The organism is Variovorax sp. DAIF25, assembly GCF_050711835.1.
GTDB lineage: Bacteria > Pseudomonadota > Gammaproteobacteria > Burkholderiales > Burkholderiaceae_C > Variovorax.
Genome location: NZ_CP136636.1, coordinates 4255443 through 4275672, shown reverse-complemented (window position 1 = coordinate 4275672; position 20230 = coordinate 4255443). Strand labels below are relative to the sequence as shown.

Below are 20230 nucleotides of genomic sequence, written 5' to 3'. Positions count from 1 at the left end.
CGGGCTTCAGAACTTGTCGAGCACCGCGCCCGAGCTCGCGCTCGAGGCATTGAACGCGAACTTGGCCTGCACGCCGCGCGTGTAGCGCGGGGCCGGGGCCTTCCAGCCTTCGCGGCGCTTGGCGATCTCGGCCTCGGGCACGTTGAGCTCGAGCTTGAGCGCATGCGCGTCGATGGTGATCGAGTCGCCCTCGTTCACGAAGGCGATGGTGCCGCCGGCCGCCGCTTCGGGCGCCACGTGGCCCACCACCATGCCCCAGGTGCCGCCCGAGAAGCGGCCATCGGTGATCAGGCCCACGCTCTCGCCGAGGCCCGCGCCGATCAGCGCGCCCGTGGGCGCCAGCATCTCGGGCATGCCCGGGCCGCCCTTGGGACCGAGGTAGCGCAGCACCATCACGTCGCCGGCCACGATCTTGCCGTCGAGGATGGCCTTGAGCGCCGACTGCTCGTCGTCGAACACGCGCGCCGGGCCGGTGATGACCGGGTTCTTGAGGCCGGTGATCTTGGCGACCGCGCCTTCGGGTGACAGGTTGCCCTTGAGGATGGCCAGGTGGCCTTCGTCGTACATCGGCTTGTCGATCGGGCGGATCACGTCCTGGTCGGCGCGCGGCACGTCGGGCACGTCCTTGAGCACTTCGGCGATGGTCTGGCCGCTGATGGTGACGCAGTCGCCATGCAGCAGGCCGGCGTTGAGCAGCACCTTCATGACCTGCGGAATGCCGCCGGCCTGGTGCAGGTCGACCGCGAGGTACTTGCCCGAGGGCTTCAGGTCGCAGATCACCGGCACCTTCTTGCGCATGCGCTCGAAGTCGTCGATGGTCCATTCGACCTCGGCCGCGTGCGCGATCGCGAGGAAGTGCAGCACCGCGTTGGTCGAGCCGCCCGTGGCCATGATCACGGCCACCGCGTTCTCGATCGCCTTCTTGGTCACGATGTCGCGCGGCTTCAGGTCCTTCTTGATCGCCTCGATCAGCACCTTGGCCGATTCCTTGGCCGAGTTGGCCTTCTCGTCGTGCGGGTTCGCCATGGTCGACGAGTAGGGCAGCGAGATGCCGAGGGCCTCGAAGGCGCTCGACATGGTGTTGGCCGTGTACATGCCGCCGCAGGAGCCGGTGCCGGGGATGGCGCGCTTCTCGATCTCGTGCAGGTCCTCGTCGCTCATGTTGCCGGCGGCGTTCTGGCCCACGGCCTCGAACACGCTGACGATGTTGAGGTCCTGGCCCTTGTAGCGGCCCGGCAGGATGGTGCCGCCGTAGACGTAGATGGCGGGCACGTTGGCGCGCAGCATGCCCATCAGGCCGCCGGGCATGTTCTTGTCGCAGCCGCCGACCACCAGCACGCCGTCCATCCACTGGCCGCCGACGCAGGTCTCGATGCAGTCGGAGATGACCTCGCGGCTCACCAGCGAGTACTTCATGCCTTCGGTGCCCATGGCCATGCCGTCGGAGATGGTGGGGGTGCCGAACACCTGCGCGTTGCCGCCGGCTTCCTCGATGCCCGCGATGGCCGCGTCGGCCAGCTTCTGCAGGCCCGAGTTGCAGGGCGTGATGGTGCTGTGGCCGTTGGCGACGCCGACCATCGGCTTCTTGAAGTCGCCTTCCTCGTAGCCCATCGCGTAGAACATCGAACGGTTGGGCGCGCGGCTCTTGCCTTCGACGATGTTGGCGCTGCGGCGATTGATCTGGATTGGCTTGGTGTCCATGGTGGGTGTCTCTTCGATCGTGGGGAGGGAAAACCGGGGAGCGCCAAGTATCGGACTTCTGATTGATTGCTTCCAATCCATTTTGAGAGGCCGATTGATATGCTTGGCATATGAATGAAAGCCTGATCGACCTGCGGGCCTGGCGCCAGTTCGTGGCCGTGGCCGAGGAACTGCATTTCGGCCGCGCCGCGCAGCGCCTGCACATGACCCAGCCGCCGGTCACGCAGGCCATCGCCCAGCTCGAGAAGACCCTGGGCGTGGTGCTGTTCGACCGCACGCGGCGCCGGGTGGCGCTCACGCCGGCCGGCGAGGCGCTGCTGCCCGACGTGCGCGAGCTGCTGGCGCGGGCCCAGGCCCTGCCGGCGCGCGCCCGCGCTGCCGCGGCCGGACAGGTGGGCCGGGTGCGCATCGCCTTCGTCTCGACCGTGGGCTTCGAGCAGTTGCCCGACTGGGTGCGCGAGTTCCGCGTGCTCTGTCCCGAGGTGGCGCTCGAGCTGGTCGAGGCCACGGGCGACGTGCAGCTCGAGGCCTTCGCGCGCGGCGAGATCGATGCCGGCCTGATGCTGCATTCGCCGGGCGCCGCGCCGCCGGGGCTGGCGCGGCTGGCGGTGTCGCAGGAGCCGCTGGTGCTGGCGCTGCCGCAGCGGCATGCGCTCGCGAGCGCCGAGAAGCTGCCGCTGGCCGAGGTGCTGGCCGAGCCGCTGGTGATCTTCCCGCGCCGCATCGTGCCTTCGCTGCACGATGCGGTCTTCGCGCTCTACCACGCGGCCGGGCGCGCGCCGCAGCTGGCGCAGGAAGCGATCCAGATGCAGACCATCGTCAACCTGGTCTCGGGCGGCATCGGCGTGGCCTGGGTGCCCGAGAGCGTCACGCAGTTCCGCCGCGCGGGCGTGGTCTACCGCGGCGCCGACGAGTTCGCGCCCGCGGGCCGGCGCCGCGCCGTGCCGGTGCTGCCGCGCTGCGAAACCAGCCTGGTGTGGCCGGCCGAGGCCGCCAACCCGGCGCTCGAGCGCTTCATCGCGTTCGTGCAGGAGCGCCAGCCGGCGGCCGCGCGCGGCGCGAAATAGCGGCGGGAGCGGGCGGCGGTCCGTCGAGAGCCGAGGCCAGCAGCGTCTCGAGCCAGCCCGCGAAGGCCTGCATGCGCCGCGACAGGTTGCGCCGGTGCGGATACACCAGGTGCACCGGCAGCGGCTCGGCGCGTGCGTCGGGCATCAGCTCGACCAGCTCGCCGGCCGCGAGCTGCGTGCGCACGTCGTACAGCGGGATCTGGATCAGCCCCAGGCCCGCGAGCGCGCAGGCGATGTAGGTCTCGGCGTTGTTGGCCGTCACCTGGCTGCGCATGCGCAGCGAGGCGGTCTCGCCGTCGCGCTGCCATTCCCAGGGCGCCGCGCGGCCGCTGGTCGGCGAGGCGTAGTTCACCGCCAGGTGTTGCGGCAGCTCGGCCGGCGTGCGCGGCGTGCCGTGCCGCGCCAGGTAGGCCGGGCTCGCGCAGTTGACCAGCGTGAAGTGCCCGAGCGGCCGCGCCACCAGGCTGCTGCTGGCCAGCGGCCCCACGCGCAGCGCGCAGTCCACGCCCTCGTGCACCAGGTCGACCGCGCGGTCGCTCGAGCCGAGTTCGAGCTCGAGCGCCGGATAGCGCGCGAAGAAGTCCGGCAGCGCGGGCGCGATCAGCAGCCGCGCGATGCGGCTGGGCACGTCGACCTTGAGCCGCCCGCCCACGCTGCCGTGCGTGGGCAGGAACTGCTGCTCGAGGTCGTCCATGTCGGCCACCAGCGCGCGGGCGCGCTCGAGCAGCACCTCGCCGTCGGGCGTGAGGCCCACGCGCCGCGTGGTGCGGTGGAGCAGCCGCGAGCCCAGCCGCGCCTCGAGCTGCTGCACCGCGGTCGAGATGGTGGCGCGCGGCAGGCCGAGGCGGTCGGCCGCGCGCGTGAAGCTGCCGGATTCGGCCACGCGCAGGAAGACCTGGAGGAGGTCGATGCGGTCCATGAGAAGGGTCCGGGTGTATCGCGAGGGCGGCCGATTGTTCGGGGATTTCCAAACAGTCTAGCCTCGAATTGCCTATTTATCGGCCGTCTGGCGATCAATACACTGCGCCTCGTGTCACACATCAATGGCTTTCAACCCAGGAGATTTCCATGTCCGCACGCACACTGAAGAACAAGGTCGCCGTCATCGCCGGCGGCGGCAAGAACCTCGGCGCGCTCGTCGCCGAACAGCTGGTCGACGGGGGCGTGCGCGGCGTCGCCATCCACTACAACAGCGACAGCTCGCGCGCCGATGCCGAGAAGACCGCCGCCGCCCTCAAGGCCAAGGGCGCCGACACCCTGCTGGTGCAGGGCGACCTCGCGGTGGTCGAGAACAACGTCAAGCTGTTCGACCAGGCCGTCAAGCAGTTCGGCCAGGTCGACATCGCGATCAACACCGCGGGCGTGGTCATCAAGAAGCCGATCCTCGAGGTCACCGAAGCCGACTACGACAAGAGCTTCGACGCCAATGCCAAGGCCGCCTTCTTCTTCATCCAGCAGGCCGGCCGCACGCTGGCCGAGGGCGGCAGCATCGTCACCATCGTGAGCTCGCTGCTCGCGGCCTACACGCCGTTCTATGCGATCTACCCGGGCTCGAAGGCCGCGGTGGAGCACTACACGCGCGCCGCCTCCAAGGAGTTCGGCGACCGCGGCATCTCGGTCAACGCGATCGGCCCCGGCCCGATGGACACGCCGTTCTTCTACGGCCAGGAGAGCAAGGAGGCGGTGGACTACCACAGCAGCGCCGCCGCGCTCAGCAAGTTCTCGAAGAAGGGCCTGACCGACATCGAGGACATCGCGCCCATCGTGCGCTTCCTGGTCACCGAGGGCTGGTGGATCACCGGCCAGACCATCTTCGCCAACGGCGGCTACACCACGCGCTGACGCATCGCACCGAGCAAGCGATGCATACGCTCATCGTGATGGGCAGCGGCTTCGTGCTGCTGGCCCTTTTTCTGCTGGCCGGCCGCGTGCTGGGCGGCAGCGGCGACGCGGCCCTGAGCACGGCCGCGATGTGGTTCGTGCCGGCCTGGTTCATCGGTGCCGGCATCAACATGGCGGTGGGGGTGATCGAGGCCGGCTACAGCGTGGCCGAGGAACTGCCGATCTTCCTGCTGGTGTTCGCCGTGCCGGCCGCGGTGGCCGGCCTGGTGTGGTGGAAATTCGGGCGCTGAGCGCCTGAGGGTGGCGGGGCGTCGGGCCGCGTGCCCGGATGCCCCCACGCCCCCGGCCGCGTCATGCGGCGCGGGCACAATCCGCGGATGCTCATGTATCCGCAGATCAATCCCATCGCCCTGCAGCTCGGGCCGATCGCCATCCACTGGTACGGCCTGACCTACCTGGCGGCCTTCGCGCTGTTCTATTTCCTCGGCACGCGCCGGCTCGGGCACGAGCCCTATCGCAGCCTGGTGGGCGCCGGGGCCTGGCAGCGCAAGGACATCGAGGACATCCTGTTCCTCGGCGTGGTCGGCGTCATCGTCGGCGGGCGGCTCGGCTACTGCCTGTTCTACCGGCCCGAGTTCTACCTGTTCAATCCGCTCGAGATCTTCAAGGTCTGGGAGGGCGGCATGAGCTTCCATGGCGGCATGCTCGGCGTGATCGCGGCCATGGTCTGGTTCGCGCGTTCGCGCGCGCGGCCGTTCTGGCAGGTGATGGACTTCGTCGCACCCTGCGTGCCCACCGGCCTCGCGGCGGGGCGCGTGGGCAACTTCATCAATGGCGAACTCTGGGGCCGCTTCAGCAGCCCCGACCTGCCCTGGGGCATGGTGTTCCCGCAGAGCGGCTCGATGCTGCCGCGCCATCCCTCGCAGGTCTACCAGTTCCTGCTCGAGGGGCTGCTGCTGTTCGTGCTGCTGTGGCTCTACGCGCGCAAGCCGCGCAAGCAGGCCCAGGTGTCGGCCGCCTTCCTGGTCGGCTACGGCATCTTCCGTTTCATCGCCGAGTTCTTCCGCGAGCCCGACAAGATCTTTGCCCACCCGGGCAACGAGCTGGGCCTGCGCGCCCTCGACCTGAGCCAGGGCCAGTGGCTCTGCGTGCCGATGATCCTGGGCGGCATCGCGCTGTGGGTCTGGGCCTCGCGCCGCGAGCAGGCCGTGCCGGTCGCGAGCAAGGCCTGAGGCCGCACCGGGAGGCGGGGAGGGCGGGGCACCGCCCCGTCGCGCACTCGCTGCTCCCCCTGCGTGCCGCACCGCCGGCCACGCAACCTATCGTCTGACCAGGGTAAGTCCGGAGCCCCGCGTTTCGCGCGCGGCCCTTGCGCTGCTTCGCGTCCGGGCTCAGAATTACGCGTAATTACAGGAAATTACGCGATCGAACCCGCCATGCGCTTGGTCCACAACTCCCTGCACGACGAAGTCGCCACCACGCTGCGCGAGCAGATCTTCGACGGCACCCTGGCGCCCGGCAGCTTCGTCGACGAGGTCGCGCTGTGCGAGCGGCTGTCGATCTCGCGCACGCCGCTGCGCGAGGCGCTCAAGGTGCTCACGGCCGAGGGCCTGCTGCGCCACGAGCCGCGCCGCGGCTGCTTCGTGCGCGAGGTGACCGAGCGCGACCTCGACGAGATCTTCCCGGTCATCGCGCTGCTCGAGGGCCGCTGCGCCTTCGAGGCGGCGCGCAACGCCAGCGATGCCGAGTTGCACGAGCTCGACGCCCTGCACGAGCGGCTGGTGCGCCACGCCAAGGCCAAGCGCATCAACGACTACTACGCCACCAACCATCTGATCCACGAAGCCATCATCCAGCTGGCCGACAACAAGTGGCTGGCCCAGGTGATCGGCGACCTGCGCAAGATCCTCAAGCTCGCACGCCAGCAGCAGTTGCATGCGCCGGGCCGGCTCGAGCAGAGCCTGTCGGAGCATCTCGCGGTGTTCGCGGCGCTCAAGGCGCGCGACAGCGAAGGCGCCGATGCCGCGATGCGCACCCACATGACGCGCCAGCGCGAGGCGCTGCGCGAGGTGATGCGCAACCAGCAGAAATCGCGGGTCATGCCATGAAGCGCGGGGCCGTCGCGTCCGCGTCCGCCATCTCTTCTTCGTCTTTTTCTTTCTGCATGGGAGTGCATCCACGATGAGTGCGACCGAATGGTTCCAGGCGCGATTGCGCACGGGCGACAAGAACGAACGCAAGGTGCCGGTGGCCTCCGACGCGCCGGCCAAGGGCGCCGCCAAGTCGGCGCCCAAGCCAAGCGCCCGCACCACCGCGGAGCGGCTCGAGGCCACCCTGCGCAAGGCCGACGAGGCACTGTCGCCGCGCGCGCTGCGCCGCGTGCTGGCCGCGATGCAGTCGGTGATCGACCCGCGCGTGAGCGAGGTCGAAGGCGGCCGCCGCGCCCATGCCATCGCGGTCGAATACGCGGCCGCCACGCCCGAGGAGCGGCGCGATTTCTGGGCGCTGATGAGCGAGCATTTCGCCGCCGACGCACAGAAGCTCAAGACCGCGCGCGACCAGCACCAGGCCGCCGTCGGCACGCCCGACGAGGGCCAGGCCGAGCTCAAGCTGCGCCGCGCGCTGGTGTCGCCGCGCATGCGCCTCCTGCAGCGTTTCGCGGTCGAGCCCGCGGGCATGCGCTTTTTGGTCGACCTGCGCGCCGAACTGCTGCCCGGCCTCAAGGGCGACCGCCGCCTGCTCGCGCTCGACGCCGAGCTCGAGCAGCTGTTCTCGACCTGGTTCGACGTCGCCTTCCTCGAACTGCGCCGCATCGACTGGAACTCGCCGGCCTCGCTGATCGAGAAGCTGATCCGCTACGAGGCGGTGCACGACATCAAGAGCTGGAACGACGTGAAGAACCGGCTCGACGACAGCGACCGCCGCTGCTACGGCTTCTTCCATCCGCGGCTGCCCAACGAGCCGCTGATCTTCGTCGAGGTGGCGCTGGTCGACCGCGTGAGCGACGGCATCACGCCGCTGCTCGACGAGGCCGCCGTGCCGGTGCCGCCGGCGCGCGCCACCACCGCGATCTTCTATTCGATCAGCAACACGCAGAACGGCCTGCGCGGCGTGAGCTTCGGCGACTCGCTGATCAAGCGCGTGGTCGAGACCCTGCAGGACGAGCTGCCGCGGCTGAAGACCTTCGCCACGCTGTCGCCGATCCCGGGCTTTCGCACCTGGCTCGCGAAGAACGCGCCGGACATGGTCGCGCGCCTCGACGAGAAGCGCGCCGCCGAGATCGGCCGGCTCGTGGGCTCGCTGCCGCCCACGGCCGACCGGCTGCTGGCCGCCGTCGATGCCGCCGCGAGCCTGGATGCCAAGTCGCCGCTGCGCCAGTGGCTGCTGCAGTGCGCGGCCGAGTACCTGGGCCGCTCGCTGGTCGACGGCACGCCGGCCGACCCGGTCGCGCGCTTCCACCTGGGCAACGGCGCGCGCGTCGAGCGCCTCAACTGGGCCGGCGATCCGTCGCCCAAGGGACAGAAGCAGTCCTATGGCCTCATGGTGAACTACCTTTACGATCTCAAGCGTCTCGACCGGCACCGCGACTGGCTCGCCGAGGGCAAGGTGGCCGTGTCGGGGGACGTCGAAAGTCTGTTTTTCAAAAAAGGCTGATCGGGCCTCAAGCCCGGCGCAAACAGCGCCGGCCGTCGCATCCGCGGCGATCCACAACGACAGGAGATGAGACAGATGAACCAGAGTTTTCAGCGGCGCGACGTGTTGCGCCTGGCGGCTGCGGGCGCGGCGGTTCTTTGCGGCGGCGCCGCGACCGCGCAGAGCAACTGGCCGACCAAGCCGGTCAACGTGGTCGTGCCGTTCCCGGCCGGCGGCGGCACCGACGCCTTCGCGCGTCCGCTGTCGGGCCAGTTCGCCAAGCTCACGAGCCAGACCCTGGTGATCGACAACCGCGGCGGCGCGGGCGGCACGCTGGGTGCGAGCATCGCCTCCAAGGCGCCGGCCGACGGCTACACGTTGTTCATGGGCGCGGTGCACCACGCGATCGCGCCCTCGATCTATCCCAAGCTCGACTACGACATCGAGAAGGACTTCGTGCCGCTGATGCTGCTGGCCAACGTGCCGCAGGTGGTGGTGGTCAACCCCAGGCGCGTGCCGGCCGCGACCATCCAGGAATTCATCGCGCTGGTGAAGCGCAGCCCCGGCAAGTTCAACTACGGTTCGGCCGGCGCGGGCACCTCGCACCACCTGGCGGGCGAGCTGTTCAAGATCCAGACCAGCACCTTCATCACCCACATCCCGTATCGCGGCGCGGGCCCGGCGCTGGCCGACCTGATCTCGGGCAACGTCGACCTGATGTTCGACGGCTTGGGCTCCTCGGCGCAGCACATCAAGAGCGGCCGCATCAAGGCGCTGATGGTCGCGGGCGCCAAGCGCAACCCGGCCTTCCCCGACGTGCCCTGCGCGGCCGAGGTGGGCCTGCCCGACTACACGGTGACCACCTGGTACGGCCTCTGGACGCCCAAGGGCACGCCGGCCGACGTGCAGGCCAAGGTGGTCGAGGACATGAAGAAATCGCTCGCGAGCGACGAGCTCAAGGCCATCTGGGCGCAGAACGGCTCCGAGATCCCGAACCTGACCATGGCCGCGTACGGCGGCTTCGTCAATTCGGAGATCAAGCGCTGGGCCGCCGTGGTCAAGGCCTCGGGCGCCAAGCTCGAATGAGCGCGGGCAGCGTCAGCCTGCGCCGCGAGGGCGCGCTCGCGTTCCTCACGCTGTCGAACCCGGCGCGCCTGAACGCGATGACGCGCGCGATGTGGCGCGAGCTGCGCGCGCTGGTGGCCGGCCTCGGCGCCGACCCGGCGCTGCGTTGCGTGATCGTGCGCGGGGAGGGCGGCGCCTTCTGCGCGGGCGGCGACATCTCCGAGTACCCGTCGTTCCGCTTCGAGGCCGCGAGCCTGCGCGAATTCCATGAGAACGAGGTCTGGGCCGCGCTGCAGGCGCTGCTCGACTGCCCGCTGCCGCTGGTCGCGCAGATCGAGGGCGCCTGCATGGGCGCCGGCATCGAGATCGCGAGCTGCTGCGACATCCGCCTCGCGGGCGCCTCGTCGAAGTTCGGCGCGCCGATCGCGAAGCTCGGCTTTCCGATGGCGCCGCGCGAGGCCGCGCTGGTGCATGGCGCCATCGGCGACACGCTGGCGCGCGACATGCTGCTGGCCGCCGGCGTGCACGACGCCACGCGGCTCTACCACGCGGGCTTCCTGCTGTCGGTGCTGCCCGATGCCGAGGTGGCCGCCGCGGCCGAGGCGCATGCAGAGCGCATCGCGCGGCTCGCGCCGCAGACCGCGCGCATGCACAAGCGCACCTTCGCCGTGCTGCACCATGCCGTGACCGGCGCCAACACCGCGCCGCCCGAGGTGGAGCCGGTCGCCGCGCTGGTCGCCACCGCCTACGACTACGCCGACTCGGCCGAGCACCGCGAAGGCATCGCCGCCTTCCTCGCCAAGCGCGCGCCCGATTTCTGACCCGCCTTTCGTTTTCCGCCTCCTGTGAAGTCCGACCGATGAAGAAGACCGCCAACGCCAACCTGTTCGCCGCCCTGCGCGCGGCCTTTCCCGCCGACCTCGATGCCATCGCGGTCGAGACCGACAACGGCCTCGCGTACTCGTGGCGCGACCTCGACCGCGCGAGCGCGATGATCGCCAACCTGCTCGATGCGCTGAAGCTCGAGAAGGGCGCGCGCATCGCGGTGCAGGTCGAGAAGTCGGTCGAGGCGATGCTGCTGTACCTCGCGACCCTGCGCGCGGGCTATGTGTTCCTGCCGCTCAACACCGCCTACCAGAGCGCCGAGATCGAGTACTTCATCGGCAACGCCGAGCCCGCGGTGGTGGTCTGCACCAGCCGCAACGCGGCCTGGGTGGCGCCGCTGGCCACGGCCGCCGGCACCCGCCACGTGTTCACGCTCGACGACGACCGCAGCGGCACCCTGCTCGAGGTCGCGGCCAGCTGCAGCGACGTGCACAAGCCGGCCACGAAGTCGGCCGACGACCTGGCCGCGATCCTCTACACCAGCGGCACCACCGGCCGCAGCAAGGGCGCGATGCTCACGCACGGCAACCTGCTGTCGAATGCCGAGGTGCTCAAGGACTACTGGGGCTGGACCGAGGGCGACGTGCTGATCCATGCGCTGCCGATCTTCCACGTGCACGGCCTGTTCGTGGCGCTGCACGGCGCGCTGCTCAACGGCAGCAAGATCCTCTGGTTCTCGAAGTTCGATCCCAAGCGCATCGCCGCGAAGCTGCCCGAGGCCACCGTGTTCATGGGCGTGCCCACGCTCTACGTGCGCCTGCTGGCCGAGCCCGGCCTCACGCGCGAGGCGGTGCGCAACATGCGGCTGTTCGTCGCGGGTTCCGCGCCGCTGCTGATCGAGACCTTCGACGAGTGGCGCGAGCGCACCGGCCACACCATCCTCGAGCGCTACGGCATGAGCGAGACCATCATGCTGACCTCGAACCCCTACCGCCCCGAGCAGGGCGAGCGCCGCGGCGGCACCGTCGGCTTCGCGCTGCCGGGCGTGCAGCTGCGCGTGCGCGACGACCAGGGCCGCGACTGCACCACCGACGAGATCGGCGGCATCGAGGTCAGCGGTCCCAACGTGTTCGCGGGCTACTGGCGCATGCCCGAGAAGACCAAGGAGGAGTTCACGGCCGACGGCTTCTTCAAGACCGGCGACGTGGGCAAGATCGACGGCCGCGGCTACATCACCATCGTCGGGCGCAGCAAGGACCTGATCATCAGCGGCGGCTACAACGTCTATCCGGCCGAGATCGAGGGCTACATCAACGAGATGGCCGGCGTGGCCGAGAGCGCGGTGGTCGGCGTGCCGCACCCCGACTTCGGCGAGGTCGGCGTGGCGATCGTCATCGCCAAGCCCGGCGCCACGCTCGATGGCGACGCGATCGTGGCCGAGCTCAAGGCGAAGCTCGCGAACTTCAAGATCCCGAAGCGCTGCTTCATCGTGCCGGAGCTGCCGCGCAACACCATGGGCAAGGTGCAGAAGGCGCTGCTGCGCGGCGAGCACAAGGGCTTGTTCGCCTAGTTTTTTCAGGCCTCGGGCGCGTCCTTCGCGCGCCTGAACACGATGTCCTCCACCATCGGCTCGAAGGGCACCGCGATGCGGTCGATGCGGCCCGCGCGGTCGTAGAGAAAGCTCAGCGCGAGGTTGTCGGGGTGGAACACCGTCGGCCGGTCCGGCGTGACGAACATGTCGTAGTGCCAGTGCGTGAGCGCGCCAGCGGCGCCGCGCCAGTGCCAGGCGAGGTGGTCGCCCTCGTGCGCGATCTCGATGCAGCCGTAGGCCGGATGCTCGTAGCGGCCCGCGTATTCCTCGAGCGCATGGCTGGGCTGCGTGCCGGTGCGGCGCCGGTCCGTGCGCGCCTTCTCGTCGACCCGCTGCTGCACCAGGTCGGCGCGGCGCTTCGTGAGCAGCCGCTGGAACCAGTCGACCGGCTCGCGGCCCGCGATGCGATCGAGCGCCGCGAAGGTCAGGATCGAGGGCACGGCACCCGGCGCCCGGTTGGTCAGCACCGCAACGCCTGCGCGGCGCGAGGGCACCACGGTCATCAGCGTGGCCCAGCCGAACCACGAGCCCGAATGCGCGAGCGTGCGGTCGCCGCGGTAGTTCTCGCAGAACAGGCCCAGGCCGTAGTGCGAATCGCCGATCTCCGCATGCTCGGAGCGCGACATCCAGGCGCGCGGCATGCCCATCTCGCGCACCGTCTTGGCCGACAGCAGCGGCGTGTCGCCCACGCGGCCTTCGTCGAGCAGGCAGCGCATCCACTTCGCGAGATCGGCGGCGCTCGCATTGAGCCCGCCGCCCGCGGCCGTCGGCACCGGCCACAGCTGCGCGGGCACGGGATCGCCCTCGACCATGGTGTGCGGGCGGGCCGCATCGGCGGCCGCCACCAGCGCGTCGATGCCGAAGCCGTAGTGCGTGAAGCCCAGCGGTTTGAGCAGCCGCTCGGTGACGAAGTCCTGCCAGCCCTGTCCGCTGAGGCGCTCGATCACGATGCCCGCGACCATGTAGCCGAGGTTCGAGTACTGGAAGGCCTCGCGCAGTTCGCGGCTCGGCACCAGGTGGCGCAGCAGCGGCAGCATCTGCGCGCTCGTCAGGTCGGCCGGCATGTGCAGCCAGTCGTGGCGCGGCAGGCCGCTCAGGTGGCTCAGCAGGTCGCGCACCGTGAGCTGCGCGGTCGCCACCGCATCGTGCAGCCGGAACTCCGGGATGACTTCGCGCACCGGCCGGCTCCAGGCGAGCCGGCCCTCGTCGACCAGCAGGCCGAGTCCGGCCGCGGTGAACGACTTGGTGATCGAGCACAGCAGGAACTGCGTGTCGGCGGTCACGGGCTCGTTGCCGCGCAGGTCGCGCACGCCATAGCCCTTCAGCAGCGAGACCTCGCCATCTTCGATCACCGCGAGCGCGAGCCCCGGGATCTTCCATTCCTTCATCGAGCTTTCGACGAGGCTTTCGAATTCGCGCCACATGATCGGGGTCCTAGGGTTCGGGGCGCGAATCCTAAGGCATCCGTCATGCGGCGTTCTCAACCCATGCCGTTCATCAGTCCCGTGCGCGCATGGCAGTTGACGTATTCGTAGCGCTGCTCGTCGGCCTTGAGCACCGACACCTCGTGGTACACGCGCAGCTGCAGCTGGAAGTTCAGCGCCTGCACGTAACGCATGAAGCTGCCGAAGATCGCCACGTGGGTCGGATGCGATTCGGCCCAGCGCTCCATGTCGGCCAGCGAGTGCCAGAAGCTCAGGCCGAAGGACTTCTGCAGCGGCGCGCCCTGCGCATCGAGATGCTGCATGTAGCGGTTGCTGTAGCAGCCGATCGCCAGGCCCTGGTCGCGCAGGAAGTCCATGCCCTCGCGCAGCACCGGCTCCATCTCCTCGAGGTAGAGCGTGCGCTCCTGGCCGGTGGTGTCGGTCCATTCCTGGCCCGAGCGGATCATCGCGACGTGCTCATGGCCCGCGATGCGCACGCGCCGGCCCGGCGCGGGCGCGTCGCCGATCGCCGCGCGCGTGCCCGAGGGCGACATCGGATCGGTCTGCGACAGCGGGATGCGGTCGCGCATCGATCCCCAGTAGCCATGCTCCTGCAGCTCGCCGCTCACGCCGCCCATGGCCACGCCGATGCCCTCGAGCCGGTCGGGCGTGTTGAACATGGTCTCGAAGTGCTGCACGCGCGGCGACACGATCTCGCGGAAATAGCCCAGGCCCTCGTGCAGCCGCTCGTCCGACTGCCACCAGCCGTCGACCTCGGGCGTGGCGCTCCAGCGCGCGAAGGCCGCCGGGTCGGTCCAGTAAGCGATCGCGATCATGTTGTCGTGGCCGTCGGCATCGACATAGTGCGTGAGGTCGTGGTGCAGCGGGCCGTCGGGCCGCGCGAAGTCGCGCGCGATGCGCATCAGCGCGGCGCAGGCGCGGCCCTGCTGCGCGGCGCCGAGCGACTGCACGCCGAAGTAGCCCATCACCACCTGCGTGACCGCGCGGTCGGCGCGCGCCGACCAGACGGGGTAGGGCGGTGTGTAGTCGTCCTCCACGCGGCGGGTGCGCGTGCGCGGGCACTTCAGGTGCTCGTCGATGGCGGATTCCATGGCGCGGCTCCTTCGTGCGCGCTCAGGCCTCGACCGGCTCGGCCGCGTTGCCTTCGGGCACGGGCGTGAGCTGCACCACCACGGGCTCGCGGCGCGTCTTGTTGAGCAGCAGCTGCGTGACGTCCGGGCGCGAGTAGTGGCCGCTCGGATCGGCCGCGGCCTTCGCGAGCGAGATCATCCCGAGGTCGATGTCGGCGATCACCAGGCCTTCCTCGGTCTCGGGCAGCGGCGTGCCGAGCGCGGAGCCGTCGGGCCCGTAGATGCGCGCATGGCCGCCGCCCACGCCCAGCATCTGCTGCTTGCCGGCGTCGGTGCACATCAGTTCGCTCATCGCCTTCGACACCGTGGCGCAGGGCGCGAGCACGAAGCAGCCGCCCTCGACCGCATAGACCTGGCTCGCGGCGTTGTTGACCTCGGCGCCCAGCGCGTTGGCCGCGCCGCGGTAGAGCGAGAAGCTGGGCCACGCGGCGCAGTGGATCTGCTCGTTCTGCGAGTACATCGCGTACTTGCTCAGCGGCTGCAGGTGTTCCCAGCAGCACAGCGAGCCGATGTTGCCGATGGCGGTGGGCACCACGTGCAGGTCTGCGCCGTCGCCTTCGCCGAACACGGTGCGCTCCACGTGCGTGGGCTTGAGCTTGCGACGCGTCTGCGCCACCTGGCCCTGGTCGTCGATCAGCGCCTGCGCGATGTAGAGGCTGCCGGCGGCCTTCTCGCTGAAGCCGAACGAGACCCAGATCGAATGCTGGCGCGCGGCCGCCTGCAGTCGCTCGAACTCCACCGAGCCGATCACCAGCGAGTTGTCGTGGTAGCGCTGCACGAACTGCATGCCCCAGGCCGGCGAGTCGAGCCAGATCCACCAGGGATAACCGGGGATCCAGGTCTCGGGAAAGGCGATCAGCTTCACGCCCTGCGCGGCGGCCTGCGCCATCAGGGCGATGGTCTTGTCGATGGTGCCGTCGAGGTCGAGGAACACGGGCGAGGCCTGCACGGCGGCGACGCGGAGCTTGGGATGAACGGTGGTGGGCATGGCGGGGCCTTTCGGTGGAGAACGTGGATTCGCCGCGGGGCCGTGGCGCGGGTTTGCGCGGTGGCATGCGGGTTGCTTGAAGCGTAAATTCGTCGCCTGCGAACGCCTTGACCGCAACTTGCACCGTTCTTGTTCCTGTGTCGCATGCCCCGCCATTCCCCTCCCTCGAGGCCCCACCGATGAACACGCTGCTCAGCACCGATGCCGTTGCGCGCTCGCAGCGGCTGGCCTACTGGACCGACATGATCTGCAACGTCTATGTGCAGCTCGGTTGCGATCCGGTGCGGCCCGACGAGTCCGAGGACTTCGAGGGCAGCATCCGCCAGCACACGCTGCCCGGGCTCGACGTGTCGGTGGTGCGCTCGGGCCCGCAGAAGGTGCTGCGCACCTCGGGCCACATCGCGCGCTCGGGCGACGACTACTTCCTCGTGAGCATCCAGGCCCAGGGCCGCGGCGTGGTGCGCCAGGACGGGCGCGATGCGGTGCTCGAGGCCGGCGACTTCGCGCTCTACGACAGCACACGGCCCTACCAGTTGCTGTTCGACGATCGCTTCGAGCAGATCGTGCTCAAGCTGCCCGGCGACCGGCTGCGCAGCGAGCTGCGCGAGACGCAGGCGCTGACGGCCACCACCGTGTCGGGCCGCCAGGGGGCGGGTCACCTGTTGCTGGGCATGATCCGCACCCTGCGCGAGGACATCGAGACGCTGCAGCCGGCCTCGGCGCTCGCGGTGGCCAACGGCGTGCAGAACATCCTGGTGGCGGGGCTGCAGACCCTGCCGGCCGCCAGCGCGCCTTCGCTCAGCAGCCTCACGGCCTACCACCTCGCGCGCGTGAAGCGGCGCATCGAGGAACAGCTCGGCGATCCCGCGCTGTCGGTGGGCAGCCTCGCGGCCGAGCTCGGCGTGTCGGCCAGCCAGATCCACCGCGTCTTCAAGAGCGAGCCGCTGACGCCCGCGCAGTACATCTGGGAGCGGCGGCTCGAGGCCTGCAGCCGCGACCTGCTCGAGCCGCGCCTCGCGGGCCGGCCCGTGGCCGAGATCGCCTATGGCCGCGGCTTCAACGACGCGGCGCATTTCAGCCGCGCGTTCAAGGAGCGCTTCGGCTGCTCGCCGCGCGAGTGGCGGCAGCAGCGCGTGCAGTAGACCCTACTGCTGGACCAGCAGCACCGAGATGTCTGTCTCGGCCACCACCTTGGTCGCCACCGAACCCATCAGCGCGCGGCCGAACAGGCCATGGCCATGCGTGCCGAGCACGATCAGCTCGGCCTGCGCGGCAGCGGCCGCCTTCAGGATCTCCTCGGCCACGTGGCCGTGGCGCGCGTCGATGCGGAAGTTCGACACGCCGTTGTCGGCGAAGTATTGCTTCACCGGGTCGACCACCTTGGCGCTTTCCTCGGCGTAGTAGTCGGCGACCGCCTCCTTGCTGAGGTGGCGCGCCACGTTGGCCGAGATGCCGGTGCAGACATGGACCACCACGAGCTCGTGGCCGTCCACGAACATGTTGCGGTGGGCGAGCAGGTAGGCGAGGGCCTTCTGGGTGAAGGCGCTGCCGTCGGCGGCGATGAGGATTTTCATGCGTCCGTTATAGGACCCGCACCGGGCCGCCGCAACGAAGTCAACACCGTTTGCGGGTGCTTGCGGCTCAGGCCGCCTGCCGCGCGAGCCGCAGGTGGGCGCGCAGCGCGGCATCGAAGCGCTCGGGCTGGTCGATGTTCGGCAGGTGGCCCGCGTCGGGAACGATCTCCAGCGAGGCGCCGGGGATCTCGGCCTGCAGCTCGCGCTTCGCGTCGGGCAGGCCGCCGTCGTTGGCGCCCGCGATCAAGGTCGTGGGCACGCGGATGCCCCGCGCGGCCGCGCGATGGTCGAGCTGCTGGATCGCGCGCGCGCAGCCGACCATGCCCGCGCGCGAGGTGCCGGCCGCGGCCGCATGCAGGGCCTGCGCCTCGGCGGGATGGGCCTCGATGAAGCCGCGGCCCAGCCAGCGCTCGATGGTCGGGCCCGCGAGCGCTTCGCAGCCCTGGGCCTCGACGAGCGCGATGCGTTCGTCCCAGGGCTGCGCGAAGGCCGTGGGCGCATCGGCGCGGCAGTCGCACAGGCACAGGCTGGCCAGGCGTTCGGGATGCCGTTCGGCCAGCGCGAAGCCGCACATGCCGCCGAGCGAGAGCCCGACGTAGTGCGCGGCGCGGATGTCGAGCGCATCGAGGATCTCGACCACGTCGCGCGCCAGGTCGCCCATGCGCCAGGGCAGTGATGGCGGTGGGGGCGCTTCCGACCGGCCATGGCCGCGCGTGTCGGGCCGCAGCACGCGCCAGCCCTCGGCGGCCAGCCACCCGGCCTGGCGGTGCCACAGCACCGACGAAGACAGGATCGCGTGCGCGAGCAGCACCACGGGGCCGTCCGCGGGGCCGTCGATATGGACCGCGACGCGGCAGGCCGCGGTGGGAAGGAGGAGGTGCCGGGTGGTCGTCATGAGCGGCCAGTCTCGGCCCTTTCCCCAGGCCCCACCACCGAGTAAAACTGAAGCCCGTTGAGAAAAACGCAATCCGCTTGCACCCATCGCGGCCTACAGTCGCCCCGCCATGTCGAGAAAACTTCCACCCCTGAACGCGATCCGCGCCTTCGAGGCCGCGGGCCGGCACGTGAGCTTCACGCGCGCCGCGGAAGAACTGAGCGTGACCAACGGTGCCATCAGCCGCCAGGTCGCGCTGCTCGAGGAATGGCTGGGCGTGCCGCTGTTCCGGCGCACCTCCTCGCAGCTCGCGCTGACCGAGGCCGGGCGCCTCTATCTCGCGGAGCTGACGGCCACGCTCGACCGCGTGGCGGTGGCCTCGATGCAGCTGCGCGAACAGGCGGTGCCAACCGCGCTGCGCATCAACGCGCCGCCGACCTTCACCATGCGCTGGCTGCTCTCGCGCCTGCCGGCCTTCCAGCGCAGGCGGCCCGAGGTCGACCTGCGGCTCACCACCTTGCTGGCGCCGGTCAACTTCGACGAGGGCCGCTACGACATCGCCATCGCGGGCGCGCTCGAGCCGCCGCCGCACTGCGTGTCGCGGCCCTTCATGAGCGAGCTGATCCTGCCGGTGTGCCATGTCGACCTGCTCGACGGCGGCCGGCTGCGCGCGCCGCGCGACCTGGCCGCGCACACGCTCGTGAGCTTCGCCACCGAGCCCTATGCCTGGGAGGACTGGCTCGCGGCCGCCGGCGTGGCCGGGCTCAAGCCCGGCGGCGCGATCCGCTTCGAGCAGATGTACTTCGCGCTGCAGGCCGCCATCGACGGGCTGGGCCTCGCGCTGGTGCCGCTGTTCCTCGCCTTCGACGACATCATCGCGGGCCGGCTGTGCGCGCCCTTCGGCGTGCTGGCCGCCAAGCAGCGGCGCTACTTCGCGAGCACGGCCCATGCCGACCCGGTGACCGAGAGCTTCTGCGAATGGCTGGTGCGCGAGGGCAGCGACACCGAGGCCTCGATGCAGCAATGGCTGCGCTCGCAGGCCCCGGCGTGCTGAGCGCGCCGCTCAGTCCATCTGCACGCCGCTGCGGCGCACCAATTCGCCCCAGCTCTTGAACTCGCTGGCGACGTAGGCCGCGGCTTCCTCGGGGCTGGCGCTGTAGCGCGGCAGCGCGCCGATGCTGCGCATGCGCCGCTCCACCTCGGGCTTGCGCATCGCCTTGCCGATCGCCGCGTGGGTCGAGGCCACCAGCGTCCTCGAGGTGCCGACCGGGTAGAGCAGCATCAGCCAGGTCGAGGCGCGGAAGTCGGCGAAGCCCTGCTCGATCAGCGTGGGCACGGCCAGCGGCGCGTCGAGCCGGCTCGCGGTGGCCGCGCCCAGCGCGCGCAGCTTGCCGCCCTGCACGAAGGCCTGCACGCCGGCGGCGGTCTCGAGCGCCAGCGAGACATTGCCCGCGACCACGTCGGTCAGGCCCGGCGCGCTGCCCTTGTAGGGCACGTGCACGATGTCGATGCCCGCGCGCCGCTTGAGCTCCTCCATCGCGAGGTGCGACACCGTGCCGTTGCCCGAGGAGGCATTGGTGAGCTTGCCCGGGTTGGCCTTGGCATAGGCCACCAGCCCCTGCGCGTCGGTGAAGGGCAGCGAGGGATGGCACACCAGCACGAAGGGCAGGTCGCCGACCAGGCCCACCGCCTCGTAATCCTTGAGCGAGTCGTAGGGCACGCTGCGGTAGAGGTGCGGGTTGGTGGCCACGGCCGACATGTGCGTGAGCATCATCGTCGAGCCGTCGTTGGGCGACTTCGCGAGCTGGCCCATCGCGATGCTGCCGCCCTGGCCGGGCTTGTTGTCGACGATGTAGTTCTCGCCCGTCACGGCCTGCATCTTCTCGGCCATCAGCCGCGCCACGATGTCGGTGGCCTGGCCCGGCGGAAAGCCCACGAGGATCTTCGTGACCTTGCCGCGTGACGCGGCCGGCTGCGCGAGCGCCGGCGTGCCCATTGACGCGGCCGCGAGCGCGAGCAGCGCGCGGCGGCTCAGCATTGCCTGGTTGTCCATTGCGTTGTCTCCGATGTTTTTTAAAAGGGCGAAGCTTCAGGCGAGCTTCATCTCCTTGAGCACCTCGCGCGCGTTGCGCAGGCTGTCGAGCGCCGCGGGCACGCCGCAGTAGATGGCGACCTGCAGGAACACCTCCTGCAGCTCGGCGGGCGTGATGCCGTTGTTGATCGCGCCGCGCACATGCAGGCGCAGCTCGTGCGGCCGGTTGAGCGCGCTGATCATGCCGAGGTTCAGCAGGCTGCGGCTGCGCCGGTCCAGGCCCGGGCGGTTCCAGATCTCGTCCCAGCAGTACTCGGTGGTGAGCTGCTGCATCGGCCAGCTGAAGTCGTCGGCCTCGGCGATCGACTTCTCGACGTATTCCGCGCCGAGCACCGCCTTGCGCGTGGCGAGCCCGCGCTGGAACTTCGCCGAGGTGTGGGTCTTGTCTGCCATGTCGTCGCTC

General features: G+C 70.1%; 20 protein-coding genes. 11 read left to right on the top strand and 9 right to left on the bottom strand.

Going from position 1 to position 20230, the window contains the following annotated elements; translation table 11 throughout:
* Positions 1 to 6: 6 nt before the first annotated feature.
* On the bottom strand, positions 7 to 1701 hold the full coding sequence (gene ilvD / locus R0232_RS19840; RefSeq protein ID WP_093342391.1) for a dihydroxy-acid dehydratase: 1695 nt from the start codon (positions 1699 to 1701) through the stop codon (positions 7 to 9).
* 110 nt (positions 1702 to 1811) lie between these two features.
* On the opposite strand from ilvD, the gene R0232_RS19835 reads away from it, so the two are divergent.
* On the top strand, positions 1812 to 2768 hold the full coding sequence (locus R0232_RS19835; RefSeq protein ID WP_093342389.1) for a LysR family transcriptional regulator: 957 nt from the start codon (positions 1812 to 1814) through the stop codon (positions 2766 to 2768).
* Here the strand turns inward: R0232_RS19835 and R0232_RS19830 are convergent.
* A complete protein-coding gene (locus R0232_RS19830) occupies positions 2716 to 3687 on the bottom strand; it encodes a LysR family transcriptional regulator (protein WP_093342388.1) in 972 nt (323 codons plus the stop codon). The genes R0232_RS19835 and R0232_RS19830 overlap by 53 nt on opposite strands.
* Before the next feature lie 149 nt (positions 3688 to 3836).
* Here R0232_RS19830 and R0232_RS19825 point away from each other — a divergent pair, with 149 nt between their 5' ends.
* The 8 genes from R0232_RS19825 (at position 3837) to R0232_RS19790 (ending at position 11703) form a co-directional block, all read left to right on the top strand.
* A complete protein-coding gene (locus R0232_RS19825; protein WP_431509156.1) occupies positions 3837 to 4610 on the top strand; it encodes an SDR family oxidoreductase in 774 nt (257 codons plus the stop codon).
* A gap of 20 nt (positions 4611 to 4630) precedes the next feature.
* On the top strand, positions 4631 to 4900 hold the full coding sequence (locus R0232_RS19820; RefSeq protein WP_208513143.1) for a hypothetical protein: 270 nt from the start codon (positions 4631 to 4633) through the stop codon (positions 4898 to 4900).
* 87 nt (positions 4901 to 4987) lie between these two features.
* Complete coding sequence (lgt, locus tag R0232_RS19815) at positions 4988 to 5842, top strand: prolipoprotein diacylglyceryl transferase (protein WP_208513142.1); 855 nt, start codon at positions 4988 to 4990, stop codon at positions 5840 to 5842.
* Between the two features lie 204 nt (positions 5843 to 6046).
* Positions 6047 to 6718: a GntR family transcriptional regulator gene (locus R0232_RS19810; protein WP_093342380.1), complete on the top strand. Its 672-nt coding sequence runs from the start codon at positions 6047 to 6049 to the stop codon at positions 6716 to 6718.
* A 73-nt stretch (positions 6719 to 6791) separates the two neighbouring features.
* Positions 6792 to 8264 carry a malonyl-CoA decarboxylase gene (locus R0232_RS19805; protein ID WP_431509155.1) on the top strand — a complete coding sequence of 491 codons (1473 nt, stop codon included), beginning with the start codon at positions 6792 to 6794 and terminating at the stop codon, positions 8262 to 8264.
* 75 nt (positions 8265 to 8339) lie between these two features.
* Positions 8340 to 9329, top strand: coding sequence for a Bug family tripartite tricarboxylate transporter substrate binding protein (locus R0232_RS19800; protein WP_431509154.1), 990 nt, complete (start codon positions 8340 to 8342; stop codon positions 9327 to 9329).
* Entirely contained in the window at positions 9326 to 10129 is an 804-nt protein-coding gene (locus R0232_RS19795) for an enoyl-CoA hydratase/isomerase family protein (RefSeq protein ID WP_296794696.1), read from the top strand. Before R0232_RS19800 ends, R0232_RS19795 begins: the two co-directional genes overlap by 4 nt.
* 38 nt (positions 10130 to 10167) lie before the next feature.
* Positions 10168 to 11703: a malonate--CoA ligase gene (locus R0232_RS19790; RefSeq protein ID WP_431509153.1), complete on the top strand. Its 1536-nt coding sequence runs from the start codon at positions 10168 to 10170 to the stop codon at positions 11701 to 11703.
* 5 nt (positions 11704 to 11708) lie between these two features.
* Here the strand turns inward: R0232_RS19790 and R0232_RS19785 are convergent, their stop codons facing one another.
* The 3 genes from R0232_RS19785 to R0232_RS19775 are packed head-to-tail and all read right to left on the bottom strand — an operon-like array spanning position 11709 to position 15287.
* Positions 11709 to 13148, bottom strand: a complete 1440-nt coding sequence (locus R0232_RS19785; protein WP_431509152.1) for a serine hydrolase — start codon at positions 13146 to 13148, stop codon at positions 11709 to 11711.
* A 56-nt stretch (positions 13149 to 13204) separates the two neighbouring features.
* Complete coding sequence (locus R0232_RS19780) at positions 13205 to 14260, bottom strand: phenylacetaldoxime dehydratase family protein (protein ID WP_431509151.1); 1056 nt, start codon at positions 14258 to 14260, stop codon at positions 13205 to 13207.
* A 22-nt stretch (positions 14261 to 14282) separates the two neighbouring features.
* Positions 14283 to 15287: a carbon-nitrogen hydrolase family protein gene (locus tag R0232_RS19775; RefSeq protein WP_431509150.1), complete on the bottom strand. Its 1005-nt coding sequence runs from the start codon at positions 15285 to 15287 to the stop codon at positions 14283 to 14285.
* A 179-nt stretch (positions 15288 to 15466) separates the two neighbouring features.
* Here R0232_RS19775 and R0232_RS19770 point away from each other — a divergent pair, with 179 nt between their 5' ends.
* The gene (locus R0232_RS19770) at positions 15467 to 16429 is read left to right on the top strand and encodes a helix-turn-helix domain-containing protein (RefSeq protein WP_093342364.1); all 963 of its coding nucleotides are present in this window, start codon (positions 15467 to 15469) and stop codon (positions 16427 to 16429) included.
* Between the two features lie 3 nt (positions 16430 to 16432).
* On the opposite strand, the gene R0232_RS19765 is transcribed toward R0232_RS19770, so the two are convergent.
* Both R0232_RS19765 and R0232_RS19760 read right to left on the bottom strand, forming a co-directional pair.
* Complete coding sequence (locus R0232_RS19765) at positions 16433 to 16861, bottom strand: universal stress protein (protein WP_208509271.1); 429 nt, start codon at positions 16859 to 16861, stop codon at positions 16433 to 16435.
* Positions 16862 to 16928: 67 nt separating this feature from the next.
* Entirely contained in the window at positions 16929 to 17756 is an 828-nt protein-coding gene (locus tag R0232_RS19760) for an alpha/beta fold hydrolase (RefSeq protein WP_431509149.1), read from the bottom strand.
* A 109-nt stretch (positions 17757 to 17865) separates the two neighbouring features.
* Between R0232_RS19760 and R0232_RS19755 the strand changes: the two genes are divergently transcribed.
* Positions 17866 to 18789 (top strand): LysR substrate-binding domain-containing protein, encoded by a 924-nt coding sequence (locus R0232_RS19755; protein WP_431509148.1) that lies wholly within the window; start codon positions 17866 to 17868, stop codon positions 18787 to 18789.
* A gap of 9 nt (positions 18790 to 18798) precedes the next feature.
* Here R0232_RS19755 and R0232_RS19750 read toward each other — a convergent pair whose 3' ends face one another.
* Together R0232_RS19750 and R0232_RS19745 are read right to left on the bottom strand one after the other, a co-directional pair.
* A complete protein-coding gene (locus R0232_RS19750; protein WP_431509147.1) occupies positions 18799 to 19788 on the bottom strand; it encodes a Bug family tripartite tricarboxylate transporter substrate binding protein in 990 nt (329 codons plus the stop codon).
* A 36-nt stretch (positions 19789 to 19824) separates the two neighbouring features.
* A complete protein-coding gene (locus tag R0232_RS19745; RefSeq protein ID WP_208509267.1) occupies positions 19825 to 20220 on the bottom strand; it encodes a carboxymuconolactone decarboxylase family protein in 396 nt (131 codons plus the stop codon).
* Between the last annotated feature and the right edge of the window lie 10 nt (positions 20221 to 20230).